The 25,680-nt window shown below is 55.8% G+C and carries 24 protein-coding genes; 12 read left to right on the top strand and 12 right to left on the bottom strand.

The genetic code is table 11. The features are described 5' to 3' along the window. Positions 1-345: 345 nt before the first annotated feature. Positions 346-1,602 (top strand): valine--pyruvate transaminase, encoded by a 1,257-nt coding sequence (gene avtA, locus PUZ33_RS06365; protein ID WP_020686533.1) that lies wholly within the window; start codon positions 346-348, stop codon positions 1,600-1,602. Positions 1,603-1,606: 4 nt separating this feature from the next. Here the strand turns inward: avtA and PUZ33_RS06370 are convergent, their stop codons facing one another. After that, positions 1,607-2,062, bottom strand: a complete 456-nt coding sequence (locus PUZ33_RS06370; protein ID WP_058681635.1) for a 4Fe-4S dicluster domain-containing protein — start codon at positions 2,060-2,062, stop codon at positions 1,607-1,609. A 3-nt stretch (positions 2,063-2,065) separates the two neighbouring features. Continuing rightward, the gene (gene yiaJ, locus PUZ33_RS06375; protein WP_058681634.1) at positions 2,066-2,884 is read right to left on the bottom strand and encodes an IclR family transcriptional regulator YiaJ; all 819 of its coding nucleotides are present in this window, start codon (positions 2,882-2,884) and stop codon (positions 2,066-2,068) included. Positions 2,885-3,109: 225 nt separating this feature from the next. Here yiaJ and yiaK point away from each other — a divergent pair, with 225 nt between their 5' ends. From yiaK to araD, 8 genes are all read left to right on the top strand, one after another. Continuing rightward, a complete protein-coding gene (gene yiaK, locus PUZ33_RS06380; protein ID WP_013094954.1) occupies positions 3,110-4,108 on the top strand; it encodes a 3-dehydro-L-gulonate 2-dehydrogenase in 999 nt (332 codons plus the stop codon). Between the two features lie 10 nt (positions 4,109-4,118). Then, a complete protein-coding gene (locus PUZ33_RS06385) occupies positions 4,119-4,586 on the top strand; it encodes a YhcH/YjgK/YiaL family protein (protein WP_252107610.1) in 468 nt (155 codons plus the stop codon). Positions 4,587-4,737: 151 nt separating this feature from the next. Then, positions 4,738-5,664 (top strand): DUF4862 family protein, encoded by a 927-nt coding sequence (locus PUZ33_RS06390; RefSeq protein WP_058681632.1) that lies wholly within the window; start codon positions 4,738-4,740, stop codon positions 5,662-5,664. 45 nt (positions 5,665-5,709) lie between these two features. Then, complete coding sequence (locus tag PUZ33_RS06395; RefSeq protein ID WP_058681631.1) at positions 5,710-7,029, top strand: MFS transporter; 1,320 nt, start codon at positions 5,710-5,712, stop codon at positions 7,027-7,029. Positions 7,030-7,125: 96 nt separating this feature from the next. Beyond that, positions 7,126-8,631, top strand: a complete 1,506-nt coding sequence (locus PUZ33_RS06400; protein WP_058681630.1) for an FGGY-family carbohydrate kinase — start codon at positions 7,126-7,128, stop codon at positions 8,629-8,631. Further along, positions 8,628-9,281, top strand: coding sequence for a 3-keto-L-gulonate-6-phosphate decarboxylase UlaD (gene ulaD, locus PUZ33_RS06405; protein ID WP_038418390.1), 654 nt, complete (start codon positions 8,628-8,630; stop codon positions 9,279-9,281). Before PUZ33_RS06400 ends, ulaD begins: the two co-directional genes overlap by 4 nt. 2 nt (positions 9,282-9,283) lie before the next feature. Then, positions 9,284-10,144: an L-ribulose-5-phosphate 3-epimerase gene (locus PUZ33_RS06410; protein ID WP_020686527.1), complete on the top strand. Its 861-nt coding sequence runs from the start codon at positions 9,284-9,286 to the stop codon at positions 10,142-10,144. After that, a complete protein-coding gene (gene araD / locus PUZ33_RS06415; RefSeq protein WP_013094947.1) occupies positions 10,138-10,833 on the top strand; it encodes an L-ribulose-5-phosphate 4-epimerase in 696 nt (231 codons plus the stop codon). Before PUZ33_RS06410 ends, araD begins: the two co-directional genes overlap by 7 nt. On the opposite strand, the gene PUZ33_RS06420 is transcribed toward araD, so the two are convergent. Then, positions 10,834-11,652, bottom strand: coding sequence for a helix-turn-helix domain-containing protein (locus PUZ33_RS06420; RefSeq protein WP_058681629.1), 819 nt, complete (start codon positions 11,650-11,652; stop codon positions 10,834-10,836). It abuts the gene before it with no gap. Between the two features lie 224 nt (positions 11,653-11,876). Between PUZ33_RS06420 and PUZ33_RS06425 the strand changes: the two genes are divergently transcribed. Together PUZ33_RS06425 and PUZ33_RS06430 are read left to right on the top strand one after the other, a co-directional pair. Beyond that, entirely contained in the window at positions 11,877-13,277 is a 1,401-nt protein-coding gene (locus PUZ33_RS06425) for an MFS transporter (protein WP_020686524.1), read from the top strand. 10 nt (positions 13,278-13,287) lie between these two features. Further along, complete coding sequence (locus PUZ33_RS06430) at positions 13,288-15,243, top strand: glycoside hydrolase family 127 protein (RefSeq protein ID WP_058681628.1); 1,956 nt, start codon at positions 13,288-13,290, stop codon at positions 15,241-15,243. 53 nt (positions 15,244-15,296) lie between these two features. Here PUZ33_RS06430 and PUZ33_RS06435 read toward each other — a convergent pair whose 3' ends face one another. From PUZ33_RS06435 to PUZ33_RS06445, 3 genes are all read right to left on the bottom strand, one after another. Then, positions 15,297-15,701 carry a type II toxin-antitoxin system HicB family antitoxin gene (locus PUZ33_RS06435; RefSeq protein ID WP_013094943.1) on the bottom strand — a complete coding sequence of 135 codons (405 nt, stop codon included), beginning with the start codon at positions 15,699-15,701 and terminating at the stop codon, positions 15,297-15,299. A gap of 14 nt (positions 15,702-15,715) precedes the next feature. Beyond that, positions 15,716-15,901, bottom strand: a complete 186-nt coding sequence (locus PUZ33_RS06440; RefSeq protein WP_071843252.1) for a type II toxin-antitoxin system HicA family toxin — start codon at positions 15,899-15,901, stop codon at positions 15,716-15,718. A 210-nt stretch (positions 15,902-16,111) separates the two neighbouring features. Further along, on the bottom strand, positions 16,112-16,852 hold the full coding sequence (locus tag PUZ33_RS06445) for a MipA/OmpV family protein (protein WP_058681627.1): 741 nt from the start codon (positions 16,850-16,852) through the stop codon (positions 16,112-16,114). 117 nt (positions 16,853-16,969) lie between these two features. On the opposite strand from PUZ33_RS06445, the gene PUZ33_RS06450 reads away from it, so the two are divergent. After that, entirely contained in the window at positions 16,970-17,935 is a 966-nt protein-coding gene (locus PUZ33_RS06450) for a LysR family transcriptional regulator (protein WP_062676828.1), read from the top strand. On the opposite strand, the gene exaC is transcribed toward PUZ33_RS06450, so the two are convergent. From exaC to PUZ33_RS06480, 6 genes are all read right to left on the bottom strand, one after another. Next, positions 17,932-19,470 carry an acetaldehyde dehydrogenase ExaC gene (exaC, locus tag PUZ33_RS06455; RefSeq protein ID WP_020686520.1) on the bottom strand — a complete coding sequence of 513 codons (1,539 nt, stop codon included), beginning with the start codon at positions 19,468-19,470 and terminating at the stop codon, positions 17,932-17,934. The two genes, PUZ33_RS06450 and exaC, sit on opposite strands and share 4 nt — an antisense overlap. Before the next feature lie 86 nt (positions 19,471-19,556). Then, positions 19,557-21,404, bottom strand: coding sequence for a selenocysteine-specific translation elongation factor (gene selB, locus PUZ33_RS06460; RefSeq protein ID WP_058681626.1), 1,848 nt, complete (start codon positions 21,402-21,404; stop codon positions 19,557-19,559). After that, positions 21,401-22,786 (bottom strand): L-seryl-tRNA(Sec) selenium transferase, encoded by a 1,386-nt coding sequence (selA, locus tag PUZ33_RS06465; RefSeq protein WP_058681625.1) that lies wholly within the window; start codon positions 22,784-22,786, stop codon positions 21,401-21,403. Before selA ends, selB begins: the two co-directional genes overlap by 4 nt. Before the next feature lie 103 nt (positions 22,787-22,889). Continuing rightward, positions 22,890-23,498, bottom strand: coding sequence for a glutathione S-transferase (locus tag PUZ33_RS06470; protein ID WP_013094937.1), 609 nt, complete (start codon positions 23,496-23,498; stop codon positions 22,890-22,892). 89 nt (positions 23,499-23,587) lie between these two features. Continuing rightward, positions 23,588-24,724: an HlyD family secretion protein gene (locus tag PUZ33_RS06475; RefSeq protein ID WP_062676829.1), complete on the bottom strand. Its 1,137-nt coding sequence runs from the start codon at positions 24,722-24,724 to the stop codon at positions 23,588-23,590. A gap of 2 nt (positions 24,725-24,726) precedes the next feature. After that, entirely contained in the window at positions 24,727-25,083 is a 357-nt protein-coding gene (locus tag PUZ33_RS06480) for a DUF3302 domain-containing protein (protein WP_013094935.1), read from the bottom strand. Between the last annotated feature and the right edge of the window lie 597 nt (positions 25,084-25,680).

Consider the following 25,680-nt stretch of genomic DNA (forward strand, 5'->3'; position numbering starts at 1 on the left):
AGTCATCCGGCATGAGCCCGGGAAAGTGAGACGGCTGAATATAGTTAACGAGATGAAAAAGCTGGGAAAAGAGTACAGTAATATGGTCATGGTGGCATGACCATATTACTGGGGATCCCTCAGCCCTCAAGGGAGAGGGGGTCCTCCGTGCTGGCATTATTTTATGGGAATCCCTCAACCCTTAGGGAGAGGGCCGGATGAGGGGCACTCGCCAGAACTATTCACTACAAAAATCCACACCCACCACATAAAACCACAAATCCGACCACACCAGCCGATTTGCACCCGCACGGTGCTAGCGTTATGGTTACCCACTTTCAAAACAAGCTCGACAGATCACCTGCTATGACGTTTTCACTTTTCGGCGACAAATTTACCCGCCATTCAGGCATTACCCGCCTGATGGAGGACCTCAACGACGGGCTGCGCACACCGGGCGCCATCATGCTCGGCGGCGGAAACCCGGCTCAAATCCCGGAGATGAATACCTATTTCCAGACGCTGCTCGCTCAGATGCTGGAAAACGGCAAAGCAACCGATGCGCTTTGCAATTACGACGGCCCTCAGGGTAAAACCGAACTGCTGAAACTCCTCGCCGACATGCTGCGTGAAGAGCTGGGTTGGGATATCGAACCGCAGAATATTGCACTGACAAACGGCAGTCAGAGCGCGTTTTTCTACTTGTTTAACCTTTTCGCAGGACGTCGCGCCGACGGCACTACCAAAAAAGTACTGTTCCCGCTGGCACCAGAGTATATCGGCTACGCCGATTCCGGTCTGGAAGAGGATCTGTTCGTCTCCGCGCGCCCGAATATTGAGCTGCTGCCGGAAGGTCAGTTCAAATACCACGTCGATTTTGAACATCTGCACATTGGTGAAGAGACGGGCATGATCTGCGTATCACGTCCAACCAACCCAACGGGCAACGTCATCACCGACGACGAACTGATGAAACTGGATGCGCTGGCAAATCAGCATGGCATCCCGCTGGTGATCGATAACGCCTATGGCGTGCCGTTCCCGGGCATTATCTTCAGCGAAGCACGTCCGCTGTGGAACCCGAACATCGTCCTGTGTATGAGCCTCTCCAAGCTCGGCCTGCCGGGCAGCCGCTGCGGGATCATCGTCGCCAATGAAAAAATCATCACCGCCATTACCAACATGAACGGCATTATCAGCCTTTCTCCTGGCGGTATTGGCCCGGCGATGATGTGCGAAATGATCAAACGCAACGATCTGCTGCGCCTGTCTAATGACGTGATTAAGCCGTTCTATTATCAGCGCGTTCAGGAGACGATTGCCATACTTCGCCGCTATTTACCGGAAGAACGCTGCCTGATCCACAAACCTGAAGGGGCGATTTTCCTGTGGTTGTGGTTTAAAGATCTGCCGATCACCACCGAGCTGCTTTACCAGCGCCTGAAGAAGCGAGGCGTATTGATGGTGCCGGGTGATTACTTCTTCCCGGGGCTGGACAAGCCGTGGCCGCATACGCATCAATGTATGCGCATGAACTACGTGCCCGATCCGGAAAAAATCGAAGCCGGGGTGAAAATTCTCGCCGAAGAGATCGAATTCGCCTGGCGCGAAGACGCCCAGTAAGAACCTACGCCAGATGACGCAACCGCTCGGTGCGTAATCTGGCGGGATCGACACAGCTCAGCGCGTGGGTCGGGCAGGCTTCCACACAGGCCGGTCCGTCCGCGCGGTGCGCGCATAAATCGCATTTCAGCGCCTGAAGCGTATCTCCTGCCCATTCCACCTGCATCGCCCCAAACGGGCACGCTACCATACAGCGTTTACACCCAATACACCGCGCCTGCTCAACTTGCCAGGCTCCCTCGCCACGGCGAATCGCCTGCGTTGGGCAGACATTCGCGCAAGGGGCATCTTCACACTGATGGCAACCCACCGCCGTGGTGAAAGCGTCCCCTTTGACTACCCGAATGCGGGGCGTAAAGGCGTCTGTTGAGATGGCGTCCTGATGCGACACGACACACGCCACTTCGCAGGTGCGACAGCCGATGCATTTTGCCGAATCCGCCATGATGAACCGGTTCATCTGTTATCCCTCGCGCACGTTAAAACCCAGCTCTCTGGAGATCGCGTCCGCCGTTTCACGCAGAGGTGTAAGCAGATTTTTTTCGCCAATCTGCTTCATGCGGGAGGTCGACAGCGAAATTGAGATCGCATACGGCACGCGGCCATGAATATCAAACACCGGCACCGCGATACAGGAGACCCCCAGCTCGTTCTCTTCTTTGTCCATCGCCATGCTGTGCTCGCGGATTTCCGCCAGCTCGTCATACATCGCGCTCAGTTCAGTGATGGTGTTGCGGGTCAGCGGCTGGATCTGATCCTGGTGGCTTTCCCAGTAGCTCGTCACATAGTCCTGGTGACCGAATGCCATGTAGATCTTGCCCATTGCCGAGCAGTAAAGCGGCATATGCTGGCCGATATAGGCGCGCGTGCGCAGCATACCGGTGGTCGGCTCAAGCTTATAAATCAGGATCGCGTGATCGTCTTCGCGGCTGGAGAAGTTCACCGTCTCGCCGGTGGCGATATTCAGCGACTCAAGATGCGGAGCAGCCACATGGATGATATTCAGCGACGACAGCGCCTTTTGCCCGACGGCGATAAATTTGGTGGTCAGGCGATAGCTGCCCGCCGCCGGCGCCGGGGTGACGTACCCGCATGACTGCAATCCCTGCAGTAACCGGTGCACGGTGCTCTTATTCAGCCCGGCCAGTTCCGATAAATGGGCCAGAGGACAGCCGTTCGGATAGTTACTGAGGATCTCAATCAGCATCAGACCGCGAAACAAGCTCTGGCTACCTGCTGGCCTCTCTTTTTCTTGCGTCATGTCGCTCTCTTTCATGCTCATCCCATGGCTCCTTTTTATCGCGCCCTGATGGTAGCGCAAAGTGTGGTTCAGTTCACGATCTCAACAGAAAAAACACAACCAGTTGATTTTAATCGATTTTGAAAATCATGAATGTCGTTGATCTGGCAAAATTTGATCGCTATATTTGAAATCAGATTTCGCATAGTGAAATTTAGCGATAAAAAAGCACTCGCACTTGCCCCTACGAAGAACAGGAGAACAGGGATGAAAGTGACATTCGAAGAGTTGAAAGCAGCGTTCAATCGGGTTCTGCTCGATCGCGGTGTAAAAGCAGAAACGGCGGATGCCTGCGCGGAGATGTTTGCCCGCACCACGGAATCTGGCGTCTATTCCCACGGCGTGAACCGCTTCCCGCGTTTTATTCAGCAACTGGACGCGGGCGACATCATTCCTGATGCCCAGCCAAAACGGGTGACCACATTAGGGGCCATCGAACAGTGGGATGCCCAACGCGCCATCGGTAACCTGACGGCGAAAAAAATGATGGATCGCGCCACCGAACTGGCCTCCGATCACGGTATCGGTCTGGTTGCGCTGCGTAACGCTAACCACTGGATGCGCGGAGGGAGCTACGGCTGGCAAGCCGCAGAGAAGGGCTACATCGGGATCTGCTGGACCAACTCCATTGCGGTGATGCCCGCGTGGGGGTCAAAAGAATGTTGCATCGGCACCAACCCGCTGATCGTGGCGATCCCCTCCTCCCCAATCACCATGGTCGATATGTCGATGTCGATGTTCTCCTACGGCATGCTGGAAGTGAACCGACTGGCCGGACGCACGTTACCGGTCGACGGCGGATTCGACGACGAGGGCAATCTGACCAAAGAGCCTGGCGTGATTGAGAAAAATCGCCGTATCCTGCCGATGGGCTACTGGAAAGGTTCCGGCTTATCGATTGTCCTCGACATGATCGCCACCCTGCTCTCTAACGGCTCCTCCGTGGCGGAAGTTACCCAGGACAACAGCGACGAGTATGGCGTGTCGCAGATCTTTATCGCCATCGAGGTCGACCGCCTGATCGACGGCCCAACCCGCGATGCCAAACTGCAGCGTATTATGGACTTCATCACCACCGCCGAGCGGGCAGACGAAAACGTCGCAGTCCGTCTGCCGGGGCACGAATTTACGCGACTGCTTGAAGAGAACCGCCGCAACGGCATCACCATTGACGACAGCGTGTGGGCGAAAATCCAGGCGCTGTAAGGAGTGGGCCATGATATTCGGACATATTTCACAGCCAAATCCGTGTCGCCTGCCGCGGGCGATTGAAAAAGCGTTAGATTTTCTGCGTACCACGGATTTCAGCATGCTAAAACCGGGTGTCGTTGAAATTGAGGGGCGCAACCTCTTTGCCCAGATCCTCGACCTGACCACCAAAGAGCCGCATGAGAATCGCCCCGAAGTGCATCGCCGCTATCTTGATATTCAATTTCTGGCGTGGGGTGAAGAAAAAATCGGTATTGCTATCGATACCGGAAATAACAACATCAGCGAATCATTACTGGAACAACGGGATATTATTTTTTATCACAACAGTGAAAATGAATCGTTTATCGAAATGATACCCGGCAGTTATGCCATATTTTTCCCGCAGGATGTACACCGTCCTGCCTGTATTAAAAACAAGGAAGCCGCAATTCGCAAAATTGTGGTGAAAGTGGCAATCAGCGAATTAGATTGATTTTCTGATATACCCTAAATAATTCGTGTTGCAGGAAGGCGGCAAGAGAGTGAATCTCCAGGAGCTTACATAAGTAAGTGACTGGGGTGAACGAGCGCAGCCAACGCACATGCAACTTGAAGTATGACGGGTATAAATACAGGAACGCGAAATGACCAATACCGGTTTTATTATTGGTGCGTACCCCTGCGCACCCTCGTTTCACCAGAAAGGGGAACAAGAAGAACAAACCTTCTGGCGGGAACTTTCTGACACGCCACACATTCGCGGGCTGGAACAACCCTGCCTTGAACATCTCCATCCTTATGGGGATGAATGGCTGTTCCGCCATACGCCGGGTGAATGGCAAATCGTGGTGACCGCCGTGATGGAAACCATGCGCCGCCGCGGCACAAACGGTGCGTTTGGCCTGGCGTCTGCTGACGAAGAACAGCGTAAAGCGTGTGTGGAATATTACCGCCATCTGCAGCAGAAGATTGCTGCCGTTAACGCCCGTTTTCCTGGAAAGGTGATCGCTCTGGAAATGCAGGCCGCACCGCAGGCGGGCAATGCTTCAGTCGAGCAGGCTATCGAGGCGTTCGCCCGTTCCATTCGTGAAATCGCGGGCTGGGACTGGTCCTGCGATCTGGTGCTTGAACACTGCGATGCCATGACCGGTCCCGCACCGCGTAAGGGATTTTTACCCTTAGAGCAGGTGCTGGAGGTGATAAAAGAGACGGATATCAGCGTCTGTATCAACTGGGCGCGCTCAGCCATTGAAGGGCGCAACACCACGCTTCCGCTTGAGCACGTTCAGACCGCCCTTCAGGCCGGAAAACTGGCCGCGCTGATGTTCTCCGGCACCACCATCCGCGGAGAGTACGGTGAATGGCAGGATCTGCACGCACCGTTTTCATCGTACTGTGCCGACAGTTTGATGACCACTGAACATGCAAAAGCACTCTTTACTGCGGCGAGCGCCGCAACATTGAAATTTTCCGGTATTAAATTACTGGAAATAAATGCTAATGCTGATATCAGCCATCGCATCGCTATTTTGCGAGACGGCATTAGCCAAATGAAAAAAGCAACGCAATAACAATAAAAAAATCTTATTCCGGTTACCTACACTGAGATATTAAATATGAATACGTCTACTCAAGCTCTACATGCGGACATTCCGCGCCAGCGCTGGCTAAGAATTATTCCCCCGATTCTTATCGCCTGCATTATTTCTTATATGGACCGTGTGAATATTGCTTTTGCCATGCCCGGCGGTATGGATGAAGAGTTAGGTATTTCTGCCACCATGGCAGGCCTGGCGGGTGGGATCTTCTTTATTGGCTATCTGTTTTTGCAGGTGCCTGGCGGCAAGATTGCCGTTCATGGTAGCGGGAAGAAATTTATCGGCTGGTCGCTGGTCGCCTGGGCGGTGATTTCGGTCCTGACCGGGCTCGTCACCAGTCAGTATCAACTGCTGGTGCTGCGTTTCTTACTCGGGGTAGCAGAAGGCGGGATGCTGCCGGTTGTGCTGACGATGATCAGTAACTGGTTCCCTGACGCTGAACGCGGTCGTGCCAATGCGATTGTAATTATGTTCGTCCCCATTGCCGGGATCATCACCGCGCCCCTGTCGGGCTGGATTATTACCGCACTCCACTGGCGCTGGTTGTTCATCATTGAAGGGCTGATGTCCATCGTTGTACTGGTGCTGTGGGCCTTCACGGTGTACGACCGCCCGCAGGAAGCACGCTGGATTTCTGAAGCGGAAAAAAACTATCTGGTCAAAACCCTGGCCGCAGAACAGCAGGCCATTGCCGGTAAAGGGGTGAAAAACGCCTCGCTGAGCGCGGTGCTGTCCGACAAAACCATGTGGCAGCTGATTGCCCTGAACTTCTTCTACCAGACCGGCATTTACGGTTACACCCTCTGGCTACCCACCATTCTCAAAGAGCTCACGCACACCAGCATCGGCCAGGTAGGCGTGCTCGCGATCCTGCCTTATATCGGGGCCATTGCGGGTATGTTCCTCTTCTCTTCGCTCTCTGACCGTACCGGTAAACGCAAGCTGTTTGTCTCCCTGCCGCTGATTGGTTTTGCGCTCTGCATGTTCCTCTCCGTGGCGCTGAAAGAGCATACCTGGCTGGCCTACGCCGCGCTGGTGGGGTGTGGGTTCTTCCTGCAGTCGGCGGCGGGCGTGTTCTGGACCATTCCGGCACGCCTGTTCAGCGCGGAGATGGCAGGCGGTGCGCGGGGGGTAATTAACGCCCTGGGTAACCTCGGCGGGTTCTGTGGCCCTTATGCGGTCGGCGTGCTGATCACCTTGTACAGCAAAGATGCGGGGGTTTACTGCCTGGCGGTATCACTGGCACTGGCCTCTCTGCTGGCCCTGTTTCTACCGGCGAAGTGCGATGCCGGTGCGGAGCCTAACCCTACGGTGAATTCGCATAAGCGTGCGGCCTGATGCCCTCACCCCAGCCCTCTCCCACAGGGAGAGGGAGCAAGACGAGAACCCCCGCCCTCTCCCACGGGGAGAGGAAGCAAGACGAGAGAGTCAAAGATGAGTGAAAAAGAACCCTTCTGGCTGGGTATCGATTGTGGCGGTACTTATCTGAAAGCCGGTTTATATACCCGCCAGGGCAAAGAGGTCTGTATTGAACGCCGCACGGTTGCCACGCTCAGCCCGCGAGCAGGCTATGCGGAGCGGGACATGAACCAGCTGTGGCAGCAGTGTCACACCACCGTCGCTCTTCTGCTCAACAACGCCCGGGTTAGCGGCGAGCAGATCAAAGGCGTGGGCATTTCAGCGCAGGGCAAGGGGCTGTTTCTTCTCGATAAACAGGATCGTCCTCTGGGCAATGCGATGCTCTCCTCAGACCGTCGGGCACTGGACATCGTGCAGCGCTGGCAGCAGGACGGTATTCCCGAAAAGCTCTATCCGCATACACGACAGACGCTCTGGACCGGGCATCCGGCCTCACTTCTGCGCTGGGTCAAAGAGAATGAACCACAGCGCTATCAGCAGATTGGCTGCGTGATGATGGCACACGACTACCTGCGCTGGTGCCTCACCGGCGTAAAAGGCTGCGAAGAGAGCAACATCTCTGAATCCAATCTCTACAACATGAACACCGGCCAGTACGATCCGCAGCTCACGCGCTGGCTGGGTATCAGTGAAATCGACAACGCTCTGCCGCCCGTTGTCGGTTCAGCGGAAATCTGCGGGGAAATCACCGCTCAGGCTGCCGCACTTACCGGTCTCGCGGCGGGAACCCCCGTCGTTGGTGGGCTGTTTGATGTGGTTTCCACCGCGATCTGTGCCGGACTGCACGACGAACATACGCTGAACGCCGTCATGGGCACCTGGGCCGTCACCAGCGGGATTGCCAATGCGCTTCGGGACGACGAACCGCATCCCTATGTCTATGGGCGTTACGTCCACCCGCAGCAGTACATTGTCCACGAAGCCAGCCCCACCTCTTCCGGCAACCTTGAGTGGTTGACCGCCCAGTGGGGAGAAATGTCTTTCAGCGAGATCAACCGCGCCGTGGCCAGCCTGCCGAAAGCCGAAAGCGATCTGTTCTTTCTGCCGTTTCTCTATGGCAGCAACGCCGGGCTGGAGATGACGAGCGGTTTCTACGGCATGCAGGCGCTGCATACTCGCGCGCATCTTTTACAGGCAGTTTACGAAGGCGTGGTGTTCAGCCATATGACCCATCTAAACCGCATGCTCGAACGCTTTACCGACGTACAGGCACTGCGCGTCACCGGCGGCCCGACCCACTCTGACGTATGGATGCAGATGCTGGCGGATGTCAGCGGTCTGGCGATTGCGCTGCCGCAGGTGGAAGAGACTGGCTGTTCCGGCGCGGCGCTAGCCGCCCTGGTTGGCACCGGCGTTTATCCCGATTTTTACGCAGCGCAGCGCGCGCTCAGACACGACATTCGGGTCATTGAACCCGACATGCACGCCCATGCGGCCTATCAGCGCAAGTATCAGCGCTATCAGTTACTGATTTCAGCACTACAGGGTTATCACGCCCGTGTTAAGGAGCACGACCTATGAGCCGACCATTACTGCAGCTGGCGCTCGACCACACCTCACTTCAGGCTGCCCAGCGCGATGTCGCCAGGCTTTCCGATCACGTCGATATTATCGAAGCGGGCACCATTTTATGTCTGACCGAAGGGCTTAACGCCGTGCGTGCGCTGCGCGAGCAGTGTCCAGGGAAAACCCTCGTGGCGGACTGGAAGGTGGCCGACGCCGGAGAAACGCTGGCAGAGCAGGCGTTTGGCGCAGGTGCGAACTGGATGACCATCATCTGCGCAGCGCCGCTGGCCACGGTTGAAAAAGGTCACGCGGTGGCGCTGCGCTGCGGTGGGGAAATTCAGATGGAGCTGTTTGGCAACTGGACGCTGGATGATGCCCGCGCCTGGCACCGCATCGGCGTGAAGCAGGCCATCTACCACCGGGGACGCGACGCGCAGGCCAGCGGTCAGCAGTGGGGTGAGGCAGATCTCGCCCGAATGAAGGCGCTCTCCGACATTGGTTTGCAGCTGTCCGTCACCGGCGGCATCACCCCGGCCGACCTGCCGCTGTTTAAGCAGATCAACGTCAAAGCCTTTATCGCCGGTCGCGCACTGGCAGGCGCTGCCAATCCACCGCAGGTGGCCGAGGCCTTCCATTCGCAAATCCGCGACATCTGGGGAGCGTAATCATGCGTCAGCATCCGTTAGGTATTTACGAAAAAGCGCTGCCGAAATCCCTCACCTGGCCGGAGCGCCTGGTGCTGGCAAAAAGCTGTGGCTTTGATTTTGTTGAAATGTCGGTAGATGAAACGGACGAACGCCTGTCGCGCCTGGCGTGGAGCACCACACAGCGTGCATCGCTGGTGGAAGCGATGCTGGAGACCGGTGTGTCGATCCCCTCCATGTGCCTGTCTGCCCACCGCCGCTTCCCGTTTGGCAGCCGGGACGAAACCGTGCGCGCCCGCGCCCGGGAGATCATGTCCAGCGCCATTAAACTGGCGCGTGATTTGGGTATTCGCACCATCCAGCTGGCCGGGTATGACGTGTATTACGAAGAGCATGATGAAGGCACCCGGCAACGCTTCGCCGAAGGGCTGGCATGGGCAGTCGAGCAGGCCGCCGCCGCGCAGGTGATGGTGGCCGTTGAGATCATGGACACCGCGTTTATGAACTCCATCAGCAAATGGAAAAAGTGGGACGAGATGCTGGCCTCGCCGTGGTTTAGCGTTTACCCGGATGTCGGCAACCTCAGCGCGTGGGGTAACGATGTGGCCGCCGAACTGACGCTGGGCATTGACCGCATCGCGGCAATTCACCTGAAAGATACCCAGCCCGTCACGGCACAAAGCCCAGGACAGTTCCGCGACGTGCCGTTTGGCGAGGGCTGCGTCGATTTCGTTGGCGTGTTTAACACGCTCAATAAGCTGAACTACCGCGGCGCGTTTCTGATTGAAATGTGGACCGAAAAAGCAAAAGAGCCGGTGCTGGAGATTATCCAGGCGCGCCGCTGGATTGAAGCCCGCATGCAGGAAGGAGGCATGACATGTTAGAACAACTCAAAGCCGAGGTGCTGGCAGCCAACCTGGCACTGCCCGCCCACCAGCTGGTGACCTTCACCTGGGGTAACGTCAGCGCGGTGGATCGCGACAGCGGTCTGATGGTGATCAAACCGTCCGGCGTGGAGTATGACGTGATGACGGCGGATGATATGGTGGTGGTGAATATCGCCACCGGTGAGGTGGTCGAGGGCAGCATGAAACCGTCGTCAGACACGCCTACCCATCTTGCGCTGTACCGTCGCTACCCGGAAATTGGCGGCATCGTCCATACCCATTCCCGCCATGCCACCATCTGGTCTCAGGCAGGTCAGGATCTGCCCGCATGGGGCACGACGCACGCGGACTACTTCTACGGCGCGATCCCCTGCACGCGGCGGATGACCACGGCGGAGATCGCAGGAGACTACGAGTATCAGACCGGTGAAGTGATCATCAAAACCTTTGAAGAGCGCGACATCAGCCCCATGCAGATCCCGGCAGTGCTGGTGCACTCCCACGGACCGTTTGCCTGGGGTAAAGATGCCGCCGATGCGGTACACAACGCCGTGGTGCTGGAAGAGTGCGCGTACATGGGCCTGTTTTCGCGCCAGCTTGCGCCGCAGCTTCCGGTTATGCAGCAGGAACTGCTCGACAAACATTATCTGCGCAAGCACGGTGCGCATGCCTATTACGGGCAGTGATCAACCGGAATTAATGTGTTCTTTACAGTACCGCCGTTTCCAGACGGCGGGCGTTAACCCGGTATGCTTCGAAAATATCTGCCGGAAATACCCCACGTCGTTAAAACCGCAGCGGGTGGCCACTTCCGTTAATGACGCTGAGTCATTCAGCAGCATTTTTTCTGCCGCCCTGACGCGCTGGCGATGAATCGCCTCCGTCAGGGTTAAATGAAATGTCCGACGAAACACGCGCCCGAGGTAATCGGCATTACAGTGCAGCGATTTTGCCAGCAGCGAGGTGGAGAGCGGTAAATGAAACTGCGTGCGAATAAGCTGTTTTGCCTTCCAGGCCAGAGCTGCACCGGCCTCATCGGGGCGGTCCTCATACCCTGCTGAGAGGGATATTTGCTGCAAAATCAGTAGCAAAAGCATTTCCAGCGCCACGCTGCGCTGTAATTTTTCCTGCTCGCTGAGGAACTGGCGGAAAAGCGCAATCACCGACGGGACATCCCTCACGCAGCAATGTTGTTCAATGGTCAGCGGAGAAGCCTCCGGCAAAACGGAAGGCCCAGGTTTCACCTCAAAATGCAGCCAGTAAAATCGCAGATCGGCCGGAAAATCTTCTGTACCCACATGCCGCCGCTTCGGCCAGAGCAATAAACTCTCCCCCGCCTTCACCTCAAAAAGACGGTTCTCCTCCTGGATCGTTAATGTCCCCTTTTCGACGAAAATGATTTCCCACGACGTTAATTTACGCGCCGGGTGGCGACCCACGCCCCGCGAAATAAACAATCCGCCGTTTTGCACTTTAATCGGAAGCGCTATGGATAATTCGAGCATGGATATTCACCATTCCGCTTTTATTGCCGCATTTAATTGACTTATCCATTGATTATTAACAATTAACGTTATAGCTGCCCGATCAAACTCACACTTTCTTCATCAGGTCGGAATCGTCATCTTTTTATACTTTTCCCTTCCCTTGTTGCCCTTTGCGTTCAGTGCAGAATGAATGAGGTACCTTGCACAAATACGATAAAAATCGATTACCGAGGAGTTATCTCATGACTTCCACACCGATCACCGAGTCTGACGTTGCACAACGGGTGAGAGAAGAACGTTTGTCCGTTCGCGAGAAAATTGGCTACGGCCTGGGCGACGCGGGCGGCACGGTCATTACCTGCCTGATAATGAATTTCCTGACCTTTTTCTATACCGATATTTTTGGCCTGACCCCGGCGCTTGTCGGCACGCTGTTTATTGCCCTGCGCGTATTTGACGCGATTTCTGACCCTGTCATGGGCGTGATTGCTGACCGCACCCAAAGCCGATGGGGGCGCTTTCGTCCCTGGCAGCTGTGGGTGGCATTCCCTATTGGCATCATCGGCGTGCTGACCTTCACCGTACCTGAAGCCAGCATGGGCGTGAAGATTGCGTGGGCATTCGGCACCTACCTGCTGCTGTCCGTCGGCTATACCGCCATCAACGTGCCCTACTGTGCGCTTATCAACACCATGACCACCCGCCACAGCGAGGTCATATCCTGCCAGTCATGGCGCTTTGTGCTGTGCGGCGTTGCGGGATTTTTGGTCTCCGTCGGCCTGCCGTGGCTGGTGGCAGCGCTGGGGCAAGGCAACGCCGCCCGGGGTTATCAGCTGGGCGTTGGCGTCCTGTGCACCCTCGCCGTGGTGATGTTTCTCTGCTGCTTCTTCTGGGTCCGTGAACGCGTCCCACTGGCGCTGATGGGTAAATTCACCCTGCGCGAACACCTGGCAGGGCTGCGTAAAAATGACCAGCTGCTGCTGATGCTGGTGATGTCGTTTTTGCTGATCAACGTCTTCAACATCCGTGGCGGCGGATACATGTACTTCATCACCTATGTGCTTCAGGGCAGCACCGCCTACACCTCGCTATTTTTCACCATGGTGACCTTCGCAGCGATCCTCGGGGCGGTGATCGTCAGCCCCCTCTCTCGCCGTATTGATACGGTCAAACTCTACTACTACACCAACCTGGTGCTCGCCGCGATCGCGGCTGGCATGTGGTTCCTGCCCGGCGGCCCGGCGCATCAGACGCTCTGGCTGATCGTAATTCTGAGTAACGGCGTCATCCTGGGCTTTACCCTGCCGCTGCACTTCTCGCTGATGGCTTTTGCCGACGACTACGGCGAGTGGAAGACCGGCGTGCGATCGTCGGGCATGAACTTCGCCTTCAACCTGTTTTTCATCAAGCTGGCGTGGGCCTCCAGCGCCGGGATCATCAGCCTGGTGTTTATCGCCGTCGCCTATCAGCCGGGAGCGGGTAACCAGACGCCCGCCTCGCTGCAGGGCATTACCGCCATGGAGACGCTGCTCCCTGCCCTTTTCCACCTGCTGCTGGCGGTCTCAATCCGCTGGTGCAGACTCAACAATCCGATGATGTCGCGCATTGCCACCGATTTGCGCCAGCGTCATGTACCGTCCTGAGGAGAACGTGATGTCCATAATGGAAGCCGACCTGCATAACCTGAAAATCAACGATCCGTTTCTTGGCCAGTATCAGCGGCTGGTGCGTGATGTGGTCATCCCCTATCAGTGGGATGCGCTCAACGATCGCGTGGCAGAAGCCGAGCCCAGTCATGCCATCACCAACTTCCGCATTGCGGCAGGTCTTGAAGAAGGTGAGTTCTACGGCATGGTATTTCAGGACAGTGACGTGGCGAAATGGCTGGAAGCCGTGGCGTGGTCGCTGTGTCAGAAACCCGATGCTGAACTGGAAAAAACCGCCGATGAGGTGATTGAACTGATCGCCGCGGCGCAGTGTGAAGATGGTTATCTCAATACGTACTTCACCGTCAAAGCGCCCGACGAACGCTGGACAAATCTGGCCGAGTGCCACGAGCTTTACTGCGCGGGGCATATGATCGAAGCTGGCGTGGCGTATTTTCAGGGCACCGGAAAACGCCGACTGCTGGAGGTGGTGTGTAAACTGGCAGATCATATCGACACCGTTTTCGGCCCCCGGGAAGGCCAGCTTCACGGCTATCCGGGCCACCCGGAAATCGAGCTGGCGCTGATGCGGCTGTACGACGTTACTGAGGAGCCACGCTACCTGAACCTGGTGAAATACTTCATCGAGGCGCGCGGTACGCAGCCTCACTTCTATGATATCGAATACGAGAAGCGCGGCAGAACATCGTACTGGCACACCTACGGCCCGGCATGGATGGTCAAGGACAAAGCTTACAGCCAGGCGCATCAACCGCTTGCTGAACAACAAACAGCGATTGGCCATGCGGTGCGTTTTGTCTACCTGATGGCGGGTATGGCACACCTGGCTCGTCTGAGCAAAGACGACGCAAAACGTCAGGACTGCTTACGCCTGTGGAACAACATGGCGCAGCGCCAGTTGTACATTACCGGCGGGATTGGTTCGCAAAGTAGCGGTGAAGCCTTCAGCAGCGATTACGATCTGCCCAACGATACGGTGTATGCCGAAAGCTGCGCCTCGATTGGCCTGATGATGTTTGCCCGTCGGATGCTGGAGATGGAAGCGGATAGCCGCTACGCCGACGTGATGGAGCGCGCCCTGTACAACACGGTGCTGGGCGGCATGGCGCTGGACGGTAAGCATTTCTTCTATGTTAACCCGCTGGAAGTGCACCCCAGGACGCTGGCCTTTAACCACATCTATGACCACGTCAAACCGGTTCGTCAGCGCTGGTTCGGCTGCGCCTGTTGCCCGCCGAATATCGCCCGCGTGCTGACGTCGCTGGGGCATTACATTTACACCGTTCGCCCGGATGCGCTTTTCATTAATCTCTACGTAGGGAATGAGGTCACCCTCCCTGTGGGCGATGAGACGCTTAAGCTGCGGATCAGCGGTAATTATCCGTGGCAGGAAGAGGTCAACATTGAGATCGCCTCGCCCGTACCGGTGACGCACACCCTGGCCCTGCGACTGCCGGACTGGTGCGCAAATCCTCACGTGTCGCTGAACGGAGAAGGCATGACGGGCGAGGTATCACGGGGCTATCTTCACCTCACCCGTCGCTGGCAGGAGGGCGATACGCTCACGCTAACCTTACCGATGCCGGTCCGCCGCGTGTACGGTCACCCACAGGTTCGTCAGCAGGCCGGAAAGGTCGCGCTGCAGCGCGGTCCGCTGGTCTACTGCCTGGAAGAAGCCGACAACGGCGCCAACCTGCATAATCTTGCCCTGCCTGCCAACAGTGAATTCCGGGTTTTCGAGGGTAAAGGAATTTTCGCTCATAAGATGCTGATTCAGGCGGAAGGTGTCACGCATGACGCCGCAGAAGCGGGATCGGAGGCGTTATGGCAGTACGACCGTCCTGCGGTGCAACGTCAACCCAAAACGTTGACCTTTATTCCGTGGTTTAGCTGGGCTAACCGGGGAGAAGGGGAAATGCGCATTTGGGTGGATGAGGACTGAATATCTGCGGCCTGATGCCCTCACCCCAACCCTCTCCCACGGGAGAGGGATCGTTAAGGCAGCACGCGACGCGCTGCCTCAGCAAGAAAAGCGCTTCGGTTACTAAACTGCGGATGCTCATTCACAAAAGAATCAATTTTCACCAGCAATCGACGAGGCAGGGTGATATTGATACGCTCGGCCTTACCGTCGAATTGCTTCATATTGATATCTACAAGCAACCATTGTCCGCCGATAAAATCACCCGGTGTGGCTTCAAGATGTGCTTCAACATTGCCAGGGAGAGGTAACTCTTCATCCATTTCAAATAGCGCTTCGAAGTGAGCTGTCAGTGCATCACGTGCATCCTGAAAAGCATCATCCAGAGAATTGCCGGCAAAAAAACAACCAGGAACGTCAGGAAAAAAACCGCTGGCGCTACCGTCGGGATCAGAATGAATGTAAGCCGGATAAAACATAACTACTCCTGATATCAGTGTTTGATTCCCGCCTGCCGCCAGATTTGCGCGAGGGTGCCGGGTTTTATGTCCTTTTTGGGATGTGGAACGGTCACCAACCCCGCATGTACTGGGTGGCGAAACTGATGATGGCTTCCTTTCGTTCTTACACATTTCCAGCCATGCCTGACCAGAACAGTAATGACATCCGCACTTTTCACATTCCAATCCTTCCATGATTATACACATCATACACACCATCGCTACTGGTGCAGATGACAATAGACGAAAGGAAATGCAAACGCAGCCGGGTTTTGTCTGAACAGGAAGGAGCAACGCAAAAAGAAAGGCTGAACAGGTAAATTGCAGATCAAAATACAGGCGCTATCACAACGCCGGGTAAGGCGAAGCCGCCACCCGGCTTTACAGCATCAGAAGCGCCAGCTCAGCCCGGTCATCAGCGCGAAGCTGTCGTCGCGGTCGATCATCGGGCTGTTCTTCACGTCGTCAGGCAATACGGTATAAACCGCGCTGGCGTTAAGGAACAGGTTCTGGGTTAACTGATATTTTGCCGCCAAACCCACGTATGGCGTCCAGCTGTCACCGGCGGCGTATTCATTGAGACCTGAGCGGCGAGACTCGCTGCCGGAAACCCCGTAGTAGTAGTCGTTATAGCTCTCGTCACTGTAGAAAATGCCCACAGATGGCGTCAGCGTGAGGCGTTCCATGCGGATGGGGCGGAAGTACGAAATCTCACCGACTACGCCACCGCTTTCATCCATCGCATCGCCGGAAACGGCCATTTTCAGCGAGCCCCAGTTTTCATGGCGGTAATAGGCGCCACCCAGGAAAGCAGACGCTTTACGCTCATCCAGATGTTTCATCTGAGGGTCGTCGTTATCGTCGGGATCAAAATGCAGCGGCATCCACGACGCGGTCAGGCTAAATTCATTTTTTTCGTCTTTCCACAGGATCCATCCACCTGTGGTCTGGCGCACATAGAATCGGTCACCTTCATAGCTAATTAACGGAACCGCGGTGGTATTTTCATTATACCCTTTATAAGGTGACTCATTAAATACAGCCCCCGCGCCAAGTGAAAAGTCACCGGCCATTGCGGATGAGGTCGCAAATAACGTGGCAGCGATGAGTAAATTGTTTTTAATAGTCATTCCATGTAATCCATTTAAACGCCGAACAAGCGAGGCGAATAATAATGGTTACAAATTTGCGTATGCAACGCCGCTGTTTATATAATATTATATATAAAATCATATAGATGGGTGGGCATGATGAATAAATTACAACTAAAACCCCGTGAATTAAAAATAATTTCCGTCATCGCCGCTACCCACAGCATTGGTGACGCCGCCGCCCTGCTGGGCATGGCACAGGCCAACGTCAGTAAATATCTCTCTGATTTTGAAACACGAGTCGGTCTCAAGGTCTTTGAGCGCACCACCCGTCAGCTTGCGCTAACGCAGTTTGGTGAGGCCTTGCTTCCTTACGTGAACGCCACGCTGGATAAAAATAGTCAGCTTATTAATTTTATTGCCGATTATAAGCATGAAAAGCGTGGAAAGGTGACGATTTACGCCCCGACAGGCATCGTGACCTATCTCTCTCGTCATGTGATCCACCAGATAAAAGATATTGGCGATATTCGTATTTCGCTGAAAACATACAATCTGGATCGCAATGAATTTTCTGAGGGGGTGACCTTTCCGGATGACTGCGATATTTTAATTACCTATGCTCAGCCGAAAGATGAAAGTCTGGTCGCAAGTGTATTAACCCAATATTCCGTTACCGCCTTCGCAACCGAAGAGTATTTACATCAGCACCCGTTAAACGGCCCGGAAGATTTAATTCATCACTCCTGTATTTTAATCGACTCCATGCTGGTGGATGATGCTAACATCTGGCGGTTCCGCGTTCATGGCAGTGATGATGTACAGGATTACCGGGTTACCGGGAATTATATTTGCGACAATACGCAAACTGCCCTGGAGCTGGCGAGGAATAATCTCGGTATCGTCTTTGCGCCGAAAGAGAGCCTGAGAAAAGAGTTAAAAAACGGTTCACTGGTTCCCTGCTTCCCGCATCAGGAAGAATGGTGGCTGGATCTGACGGCCATCTTCCGCAAGCGTGAATACCAGCCATGGCGCGTGCAATATGTTCTGGATGGTGTCCTGAATAATCTTCGCCAGCAAATAGCTCAGGCCGCCCACGGACGGCCTGAGCTGGATGACTAGAACAGCCCCAGCGGTTTATCGGAGTAGCTGACCAGCAGGCATTTCGTCTGCTGATAATGCTCCAGCATCATCTTGTGCGTTTCACGCCCGATGCCTGACTGCTTATAACCCCCAAAGGCCGCGTGCGCCGGGTAGGCGTGATAACAGTTGGTCCATACGCGTCCGGCCTGGATCCCCCGGCCCATTTTATACGCCAGATTGCCGTTGCGGCTCCAGACGCCCGCCCCCAGGCCATACGGCGTATCGTTAGCAATCTCCAGCGCCTCCTCCATCGTTTTGAAGGTGGTCACGGCCAGCACCGGTCCAAAAATTTCCTCCTGGAAAACGCGCATGTTGTTTTTGCCAGACAGTATGGTCGGCTCAAGGTAATACCCTTCCTGCAGATCGCCGCCGAGCACTTTACGGCGTCCACCGGTGAGGACATCCGCCCCTTCTTTTTTGCCGATATCAATGTAATTAAGGATGGTTTCCAGCTGTCCATGCGACACCTGCGCGCCCATCTGCGTCACGTTATCTAGCGGGTTACCGCTGCGGATCGACTCCACGCGGCGAATGGCCCGTTCCATAAAGCGCTCATAGATGGACTCCTGCACCAGCGCGCGGCTTGGGCAGGTGCAGACTTCGCCCTGGTTAAAGGCAAACAGCGCAAACCCTTCCAGCGCTTTATCGAAGAAGGCGTCCTCTTCCGCCATCACGTCCTCGAAGAAGATGTTCGGGGATTTTCCGCCCAGCTCCAGCGTCACCGGAATGATGTTCTGGGTGGCGTACTGCATGATCTGCTGACCCACTTCCGTCGAGCCGGTAAACGCCACTTTGGCGATGCGTTTTGAGGTCGCCAGGTATTCCCCAATCTCCCCCCCGGCCCCGTTGACCACGTTAATCACCCCCGGGGGCAGCAGGTCACCGATAATGTCCATCAGCAGCAGTACTGAAAGCGGCGTTAAGCGGGCCGGTTTCAGCACAATGCAGTTCCCGGCCGCCAGCGCGGGCGCCATTTTCCAGCTCGCCATCAGCAGCGGGAAGTTCCACGGGATAATCTGCCCCACCACGCCCAGCGGCTCGTGGAAGTGATACGCCACGGTGTCGCTATCGACTTCACTGATTCCCCCCTCCTGAGCACGAATACAGGAGGCAAAATAGCGGAAGTGGTCAATCGCCAGCGGCACATCGGCCGCCATCGTTTCACGGATCGGCTTGCCGTTATCCCAGGTTTCTGCCGTCGCCAGCAGCTCAAGATTTTGCTCCATCCGGTCGGCAATTTTGAACAGGATCGCCGCCCTGTCCTGCACGGAAGTCTGTCCCCATTTATCTTTGGCTTTATGCGCCGCATCCAGCGCCAGATCGATATCGCGCTTGCCTGAGCTGGCTATCTCGCACAGCGGCTGGCCGGTGACGGGAGTCAGGTTGGAATAGTATTCGCCGTCGACGGGTGCCACCCAGTCGCCGCCAATAAAGTTGTCATAACGGGGTTTTAGCTTGAGAGGGAAACCGTACTCGCCTGGCTGAATGCGTGAAGAGGGAGGATTGTTTGTCATGACCGTCTCCTTGCTGTTGGTGTACAACAAGGGTAGTACCGGCTGGTGATTTTATCGCCAGCCGGGAGTGGTGTTTACGACAGGGGTCACGCTGTTTCTGGAAAGAGCAACGAATCCCGTAATAAATGGTCGTTACCGCGACGGCGGGTAAAACCGATGCGGTTGAAATATTCCAGGATCTGAATGGCAAGCTTTCGCCCCACGTTCAGACGATCGCGGAAATCAGCCGCACAGGTGGAGCCTCGCGCCTGATCCAGTTCGCGGATCAGGCTGGCAAACGCGACGATACGATCGTTGCGGTAATAACGATCTTTCACGATCGCAACGATGAGCCCCTGCTGCGCGGCATGGCGCAATACCTGGCGCATCACCTGCTCGTCGGTATTCGTTTCACGGGCGAGATCGCGAACCCACCAGGGCTCATCGCCAAACAGAGGGGCCGCTTTTTGCCAGATTGCCTCTTGCTCTGCGGTGAACCCGGCTTTGTGATCCGGCAGATGCAGCCAGCCGTGGTGGCTTTTGATCACGCCGCTTTCACGCATGTTTTCTATCAGCAACAGCACCAGCGCATCGTCTTCCATTGGCAGCGCCATACGACGCAGGCGCTCGCGCCCCGGGCCAGGTTCATCCTGATGCTGTTCATGGTAGGTGGCAAGCGTGTTTAACACCTTTCGCTGCCAGCACGCCGCAACCGGCGCGTTCAGCAGGTTATTACCGGCCTGGATAAAACCCGGCTGCTGGGTCAGCGGGAGGAGGCCTTCGTTGCTGAGCTGTCGTGCCCAGGCGAAGTCGGTCAGGTTCACCGCACCGCGTTCAAGATGCACCTCCAGCGCAGCCTTATCGTTACTGGTCTGCGCCAGTGCCGACAGCCACTGCAAATACTCCGGTTTACGCTTCCCGCGCCGCGGCGGGTTGAGCGTCACCACCCGCGCCCCGGCCAGCGTTTCTCGCGCCGAAATATCACGCAGCACCAGACGGTCATTATCTGCCAGCCAGAGTGGCGTATCGAAAACCAGTTCAGCGAGATCGTTTTCCAGCAGCGACACGCGCCCGGTGATATGGCTGGCCGCATGGTGGATATGCAGCGGCTGCCACTGACTGAGCGGGATATGCGTCTGCAGGAAGACAATCACCCGCTCAGACGGTTCTGGCGGCGCCTCAGACAGCAGCCAGTCGCCGCGGTTTAGCTGCGCTTTCTCCGCATCGCCGGCAATATTGAGGGCGATACGCTGCCCGGCATGGGCATGATCAACGGGCTGGTTTTGTGCATGCAACCCGCGCACCCGCATCGGCTTGTTAATACCCGTCAGCCATACGGTATCGCCCACCTTCACTTCACCACTCAGGGCGGTACCGGTCACCACCAGACCCGCACCTTTAACGGTAAACGCCCTGTCGATGGCCAGACGAAAGCGATGATGGCTGGCATGTTCCCGCGACGAAAGCTGCTGCAAATGGTGGCGAAGTGCGTCGATCCCGCGCCCTTCTGTGGCGACTGTTTCAAACAGCGCAGCATCGGTAAAGCCATATTCGCGCAACGTGGCCTGCACCGCCTCGCGCACCTCGTTAATACGCGTCGCGTCCACACGATCGGCTTTGGTCAGCGCCACGGTTAGCTGTGGGTTGCCCGTCAACTGCAGGATCGCCAGGTGTTCACGCGTTTGCGCCATAACGCCGTCATCACAGGCCACCACCAGCAGGGCATGGTCAATACCACCGACCCCCGCCAGCATGTTGGAAAGAAACTTTTCGTGTCCGGGGACGTCAATAAAGCCCAGCACGCGGCCATCGGGCTGCGGCCAGTAGGCATAACCCAGATCGATGGTCATACCGCGCTTTTTCTCTTCCGGCAGGCGATCGGCATTCACGCCCGTGATGGCCTGCAACAAGGTGGTTTTTCCGTGGTCAACATGACCGGCGGTGGCAATAATCATTTCAACAGCATCTCCAGAAATCGCTCTTCATCTTCAAGACAGCGTAGATCCAGCCACATTCGGCCATCGTAAATTCGCCCGATAACCGGCGTAGGCAGAGCACGCCAGCGCGCAGAGAGCGCATCAAGCCTGCTGCCGCGGCCATCGCGCGGGGTGAAGGTCAGGGCCGCGCTGGGCAGCCGATCCACCGGTAACGAGCCACTGCCAATTTGCGACTGGCAGGACTCAATGCGCACGTCGAAATCGGCGTAATGCGACGCGACATTGGGCAACAGTAACTCGGCCTGCGCGCGAATCGAGGCGGCATCACGCGTTAACAGACGCAGCGTTGGCAGGCGTTCCGCCAGTTTCTCCGGGTGGAGATAGAGCCGCAGTGTCGCGTCCAGCGCGGCAAGCGTCATTTTATCGGCACGCAGGGCGCGCTTCAGCGGATGCTGCTGCAGTTTCGCAATCAATTCACGCTTACCGACGATGATCCCGGCCTGCGGCCCGCCCAGCAGCTTATCACCGGAAAAACTGACCAGGCTAACGCCCGCCGCAATCATCTCCTGCACCATCGGCTCTTTCGGCAGACCATACTGGCTCAGATCCACCAGCGAGCCGCTGCCGAGATCGGCAACGACCGGCACATTCAGCTCCTGGCCTATCGCCGACAGCTCGGCCTCTTCAACGGCTTTAGTGAACCCTTCGATATGATAATTACTGGTGTGGACCTTCATCAGCAGGGCGGTGTTTTCATTAACCGCCGCACGGTAATCTTTCGCATGGGTCCGGTTAGTGGTACCCACTTCATGCAGGGTACAGCCCGCCTGGCGCATCACGTCCGGGATGCGAAACGCGCCGCCAATCTCCACCAGCTCGCCACGCGAGACGACCACCTCTTTGCCGCTGGCGGTCGCTGCCAGCATCAACAGGACCGCCGCCGCGTTGTTATTCACAATGCAGGCATCTTCAGCACCGGTGAGCTGACAAAGCAGATCCGCCAGGGCCCGATCACGATGCCCGCGTCCTGCTCCGTCGAGATCGTACTCCAGCGTGACAGGCGAACGCATGGCCTGCGCTACGGCATCTACCGCCTCTTCCGCCTGCTGCGCACGCCCGAGATTGGTATGCAGGACAGTCCCCGTCAGGTTAATCACCGGGCGCAACGCGCTTTGCCCTTTCTCAACCAGCCTCTGTTCCAGCTCCTGCTCCCACGCCACGCACCAGCCGGGCAAGGCATTTTCTGCCTGAATATGGCGCCGGGCCTCGTCCTGAAGCAGACGTAACATCTCAACCGTCGCGGTATGGCCGAACCGCTCGACAGCGGAATGAATAAGGGGTTCTCGAAGGAGTCGGTCGGTAGCGGGGATCTGGCTGTACAGGGAGTGATGAGTAGTCATGAAAGCGCCTGGCGAGTAAATATCATCCCCCCTCCCGACGGGAGAGGGAGTTAACATGTGGAGGGATTGTACCGCCTCCTGACGCGAAGTGTTATAACCCGCGTCAAGCCTTTGGCGGTTCGGTACGGGCGAAGCTCTCGCGCTGGAAGAGCGTTTCGGCGAGCTTCACCAGCAGCGGACGGTCGACGCACCAGCCCGGAGAGACGCGACGAAAGTTGAGATAACCAATGGCGCAGGCGATAGCGATCGTCGCCAGATTCAGGCTATCCGTTGCTATTTTGCCCTCCTGGATGAGCTGCTCGCACCTGTCCAGGCTGCGGCTGATTTTCTCACGCTGGCGCAGCAGCTCCGTTTCAGACTGCTGAGCAACGGGCCTTGCCTGCTCGCGCACGGAAGTTAACGCCGCATCCATGATGCCATCGGCCAGCGCTTCAATTTGCTTCACTGCCAGGGCCGCCTTCGGATCTGCCGGTAACATGGCTGGCGCAACGCCGAGCAGCTCGATGTACTCAGCGATAATCGGGGAATCAAACCAGTATTCGCCCTCGTCCGTTACCAGCGCCGGGACTTTCCCCAGCGGGTTGTACTGCGCAACGCCGTTTTCGGCGTTATAGGGCTGTTCATTAACGAATTCAAATTCAATCCCTTTCTCCAGCAGGAGAATCGAGATCTTTCGCACGAAGGGACTGGTGTAGCTGCCGATGAGTTTCATTGCCTGATCCTTGATGCCAGAAAAAGTCAGTATGGATCAAGCGCTGAAAAAAGGGCAGGTATGCATGTCGCATTCCTGCCCGGCGAGGATTAATGATCAAGATAGAGATAGTGCATCCAGCTGGTCATGCGCAGCAGGACTTTACGCATCACCGAGACGTGCGCGAAATGGTCGGAATAGACCGCCACCTGCGCGTAAATACCGTCCGGCAACACATCAACGTCGGCGTTAGGCTCCAGTTCTATCAGCGCCTGCACGCCATCCGTTCCCGGTGTTACCGTTAGCGATTGCAGTGCCCCCTGCGCCTGATATGAGCCCCCTGGCACCACCGGCAGAATGCTGGTGAGCTTGCCGGAGAAGACCTGCCCCGGCAGGGCGTTAAACACCACTTCCGCTTCATCGCCCGGCTTCAGACGCAGCAGCGAGTTCTGACGGAACTGGGCCACAATCTGGCGTTTCTGTTCAGGAATAAAGACCATGACCGGGCGCAGCGGCAGCGCGGCGGCATACGTTCCCGGGCGAATCAGCACCTGGGTGATGTAGCCATTGCTCGGCGCACGTACCACGGTCTGATCCAGGTTGTATTTGGCTTCGGCCAGCTGGGCGCGTAAAGAGGCAATCTGCGACTGTTCGCCGTTCACCATGCTGTCTAACTGGCTTTTGATCTGCGTCTGTTCCGCCACTGAGCCTTTTACCAGCGCGTCCTGAGCCAGATAGTTCTGCCGCGCGTTGTCGATATCGCTCTCAGAGAACGGGTTTACCTTCGCCTGGCTGCCTTTGAGATAGCGCTGGTAATCTTTATACAGACGGTCCCGCTCGGCGGACACGCGCGTGGTGTTGGCTACTGCTTCCGACAGTTGCGCTTTGAGCACGTCGATATTGTGCGTCGCGGTCACCAGGTCGGCCTGCAGTCTGTCGACCCGTGCCTGATAGCGGCCCGGGTCAAGTTTAAATAACACTTCGCCTTTTTTAATAAGCTGGTTATTTTTATCAGTGACTTCGCTGACCACGCCGGTCACCTGCGGCGTAATCGGAATGGAAATAACCGCTTTTTGCGCCGTAAACGTATACGGGTGGTTATAGTTCATTAATAAAATGAGGCCCGCCACAATAAATACCCCACCTAATGTGGCGGTGGCGAGCGTCCACTGGTTGACCGGAATACGGAATATTTTAAAAATCGCCCAGGCAAACGCCACGTAGGTCAAAATAATCAACAGATCCATAATTAGCGCTCCAGCGTTTTCGTATCAGCAGTGGGCTGTACCGCTGCCAGCTTTTGTTCTAATTCGGCCACGCGTTTGGCCAGCGCATCCATACCCGGCACCTCATCAGGTTTGGTGATGTGGTTTTGCATGCCCCAACCGCGATCTTCCCGGTACAGCGTGGCCCAGATCCACAGGAACGGCCAGATGGCATGGAGCGTAAACAGGCTAATCCAGCCCGCCGTGTGGATTGCATCGGCATGGGGATGATTACGCTTTTTGGCCATGTTATAGGGGATGTCATGAATGGCGATGATTCCGTAAAACAGAACCAGAAAAACAAAAATCAATACGCCCAGCGCAAAATAGTTGAGAAACATATTCTCCTCACTTAAACAACGTCAACTCATTAAATTAATAAAACAGTACGTAACCTAATTAATTTATTTTTAAACATAAAAGGTAGACTGGTTATTTCAGAGCCGGGGAGTATCGGTTTTTATAATATCTCCATGCAAGTTTATAAACGTGTCAAAATATATCCTGAATAATATTATACTTAACCTTACATTATGAGCGTAATCCACGTTTTCGCTTTTCGCCATAGCACACATGAAAAGTGGTTTTTTAGCTTTGCGTGTTGCCCGGAACCATCGTGACGCTCATTCGTCAGGCAGAATTTGCCGCCGATCACAGCCGGAGAAATCCGTATAAAAATTTTTTGTGAATTAAATCACAACTCAGAAACAAACCCGCGACAACTAAATGTGATTCATCTCACAAAAACAGGGGTGTTTTGCCGATTTTCTCCCCATTGTGTTTTTTTTAGACTGTGATTTTGTGATTAAGATCACCTCATTTCCCGCCACACCCCCTGCATTTACGTGATTGTGATCACACAATTTTTCGCCGTCTGGACAGTTGAACGATTCAGTGCCAGATTTCACAGCATCAGAACAGGGCCCGGCTACCTCTGC

Source organism: Enterobacter cloacae complex sp. 2022EL-00981 (genome assembly GCF_028737495.1).
Classification (GTDB): Bacteria; Pseudomonadota; Gammaproteobacteria; order Enterobacterales; family Enterobacteriaceae; genus Enterobacter; species Enterobacter cloacae.

Excerpts from the sequence above, each read along its gene's own strand:
- araD (WP_013094947.1), top strand. The coding sequence starts at position 10,138 with ATGTTAGAACAACTCAAAGCCGAGGTGCTGGCAGCCAACCTGGCACTG.
- PUZ33_RS06450 (WP_062676828.1), top strand. The coding sequence starts at position 16,970 with ATGATGAATAAATTACAACTAAAACCCCGTGAATTAAAAATAATTTCC.
- PUZ33_RS06370 (WP_058681635.1), bottom strand. The coding sequence starts at position 2,062 with ATGAACCGGTTCATCATGGCGGATTCGGCAAAATGCATCGGCTGTCGC.
- avtA (WP_020686533.1), top strand. The coding sequence starts at position 346 with ATGACGTTTTCACTTTTCGGCGACAAATTTACCCGCCATTCAGGCATT.
- PUZ33_RS06480 (WP_013094935.1), bottom strand. The coding sequence starts at position 25,083 with ATGTTTCTCAACTATTTTGCGCTGGGCGTATTGATTTTTGTTTTTCTG.
- PUZ33_RS06475 (WP_062676829.1), bottom strand. The coding sequence starts at position 24,724 with ATGGATCTGTTGATTATTTTGACCTACGTGGCGTTTGCCTGGGCGATT.
- PUZ33_RS06390 (WP_058681632.1), top strand. The coding sequence starts at position 4,738 with ATGACCAATACCGGTTTTATTATTGGTGCGTACCCCTGCGCACCCTCG.
- selB (WP_058681626.1), bottom strand. The coding sequence starts at position 21,404 with ATGATTATTGCCACCGCCGGTCATGTTGACCACGGAAAAACCACCTTG.
- PUZ33_RS06410 (WP_020686527.1), top strand. The coding sequence starts at position 9,284 with ATGCGTCAGCATCCGTTAGGTATTTACGAAAAAGCGCTGCCGAAATCC.
- PUZ33_RS06470 (WP_013094937.1), bottom strand. The coding sequence starts at position 23,498 with ATGAAACTCATCGGCAGCTACACCAGTCCCTTCGTGCGAAAGATCTCG.
- PUZ33_RS06420 (WP_058681629.1), bottom strand. The coding sequence starts at position 11,652 with ATGCTCGAATTATCCATAGCGCTTCCGATTAAAGTGCAAAACGGCGGA.
- yiaK (WP_013094954.1), top strand. The coding sequence starts at position 3,110 with ATGAAAGTGACATTCGAAGAGTTGAAAGCAGCGTTCAATCGGGTTCTG.
- PUZ33_RS06395 (WP_058681631.1), top strand. The coding sequence starts at position 5,710 with ATGAATACGTCTACTCAAGCTCTACATGCGGACATTCCGCGCCAGCGC.
- PUZ33_RS06385 (WP_252107610.1), top strand. The coding sequence starts at position 4,119 with ATGATATTCGGACATATTTCACAGCCAAATCCGTGTCGCCTGCCGCGG.
- yiaJ (WP_058681634.1), bottom strand. The coding sequence starts at position 2,884 with ATGAGCATGAAAGAGAGCGACATGACGCAAGAAAAAGAGAGGCCAGCA.
- PUZ33_RS06400 (WP_058681630.1), top strand. The coding sequence starts at position 7,126 with ATGAGTGAAAAAGAACCCTTCTGGCTGGGTATCGATTGTGGCGGTACT.
- PUZ33_RS06425 (WP_020686524.1), top strand. The coding sequence starts at position 11,877 with ATGACTTCCACACCGATCACCGAGTCTGACGTTGCACAACGGGTGAGA.
- PUZ33_RS06430 (WP_058681628.1), top strand. The coding sequence starts at position 13,288 with ATGTCCATAATGGAAGCCGACCTGCATAACCTGAAAATCAACGATCCG.
- PUZ33_RS06445 (WP_058681627.1), bottom strand. The coding sequence starts at position 16,852 with ATGACTATTAAAAACAATTTACTCATCGCTGCCACGTTATTTGCGACC.
- exaC (WP_020686520.1), bottom strand. The coding sequence starts at position 19,470 with ATGACAAACAATCCTCCCTCTTCACGCATTCAGCCAGGCGAGTACGGT.
- PUZ33_RS06435 (WP_013094943.1), bottom strand. The coding sequence starts at position 15,701 with ATGTTTTATCCGGCTTACATTCATTCTGATCCCGACGGTAGCGCCAGC.
- ulaD (WP_038418390.1), top strand. The coding sequence starts at position 8,628 with ATGAGCCGACCATTACTGCAGCTGGCGCTCGACCACACCTCACTTCAG.
- selA (WP_058681625.1), bottom strand. The coding sequence starts at position 22,786 with ATGACTACTCATCACTCCCTGTACAGCCAGATCCCCGCTACCGACCGA.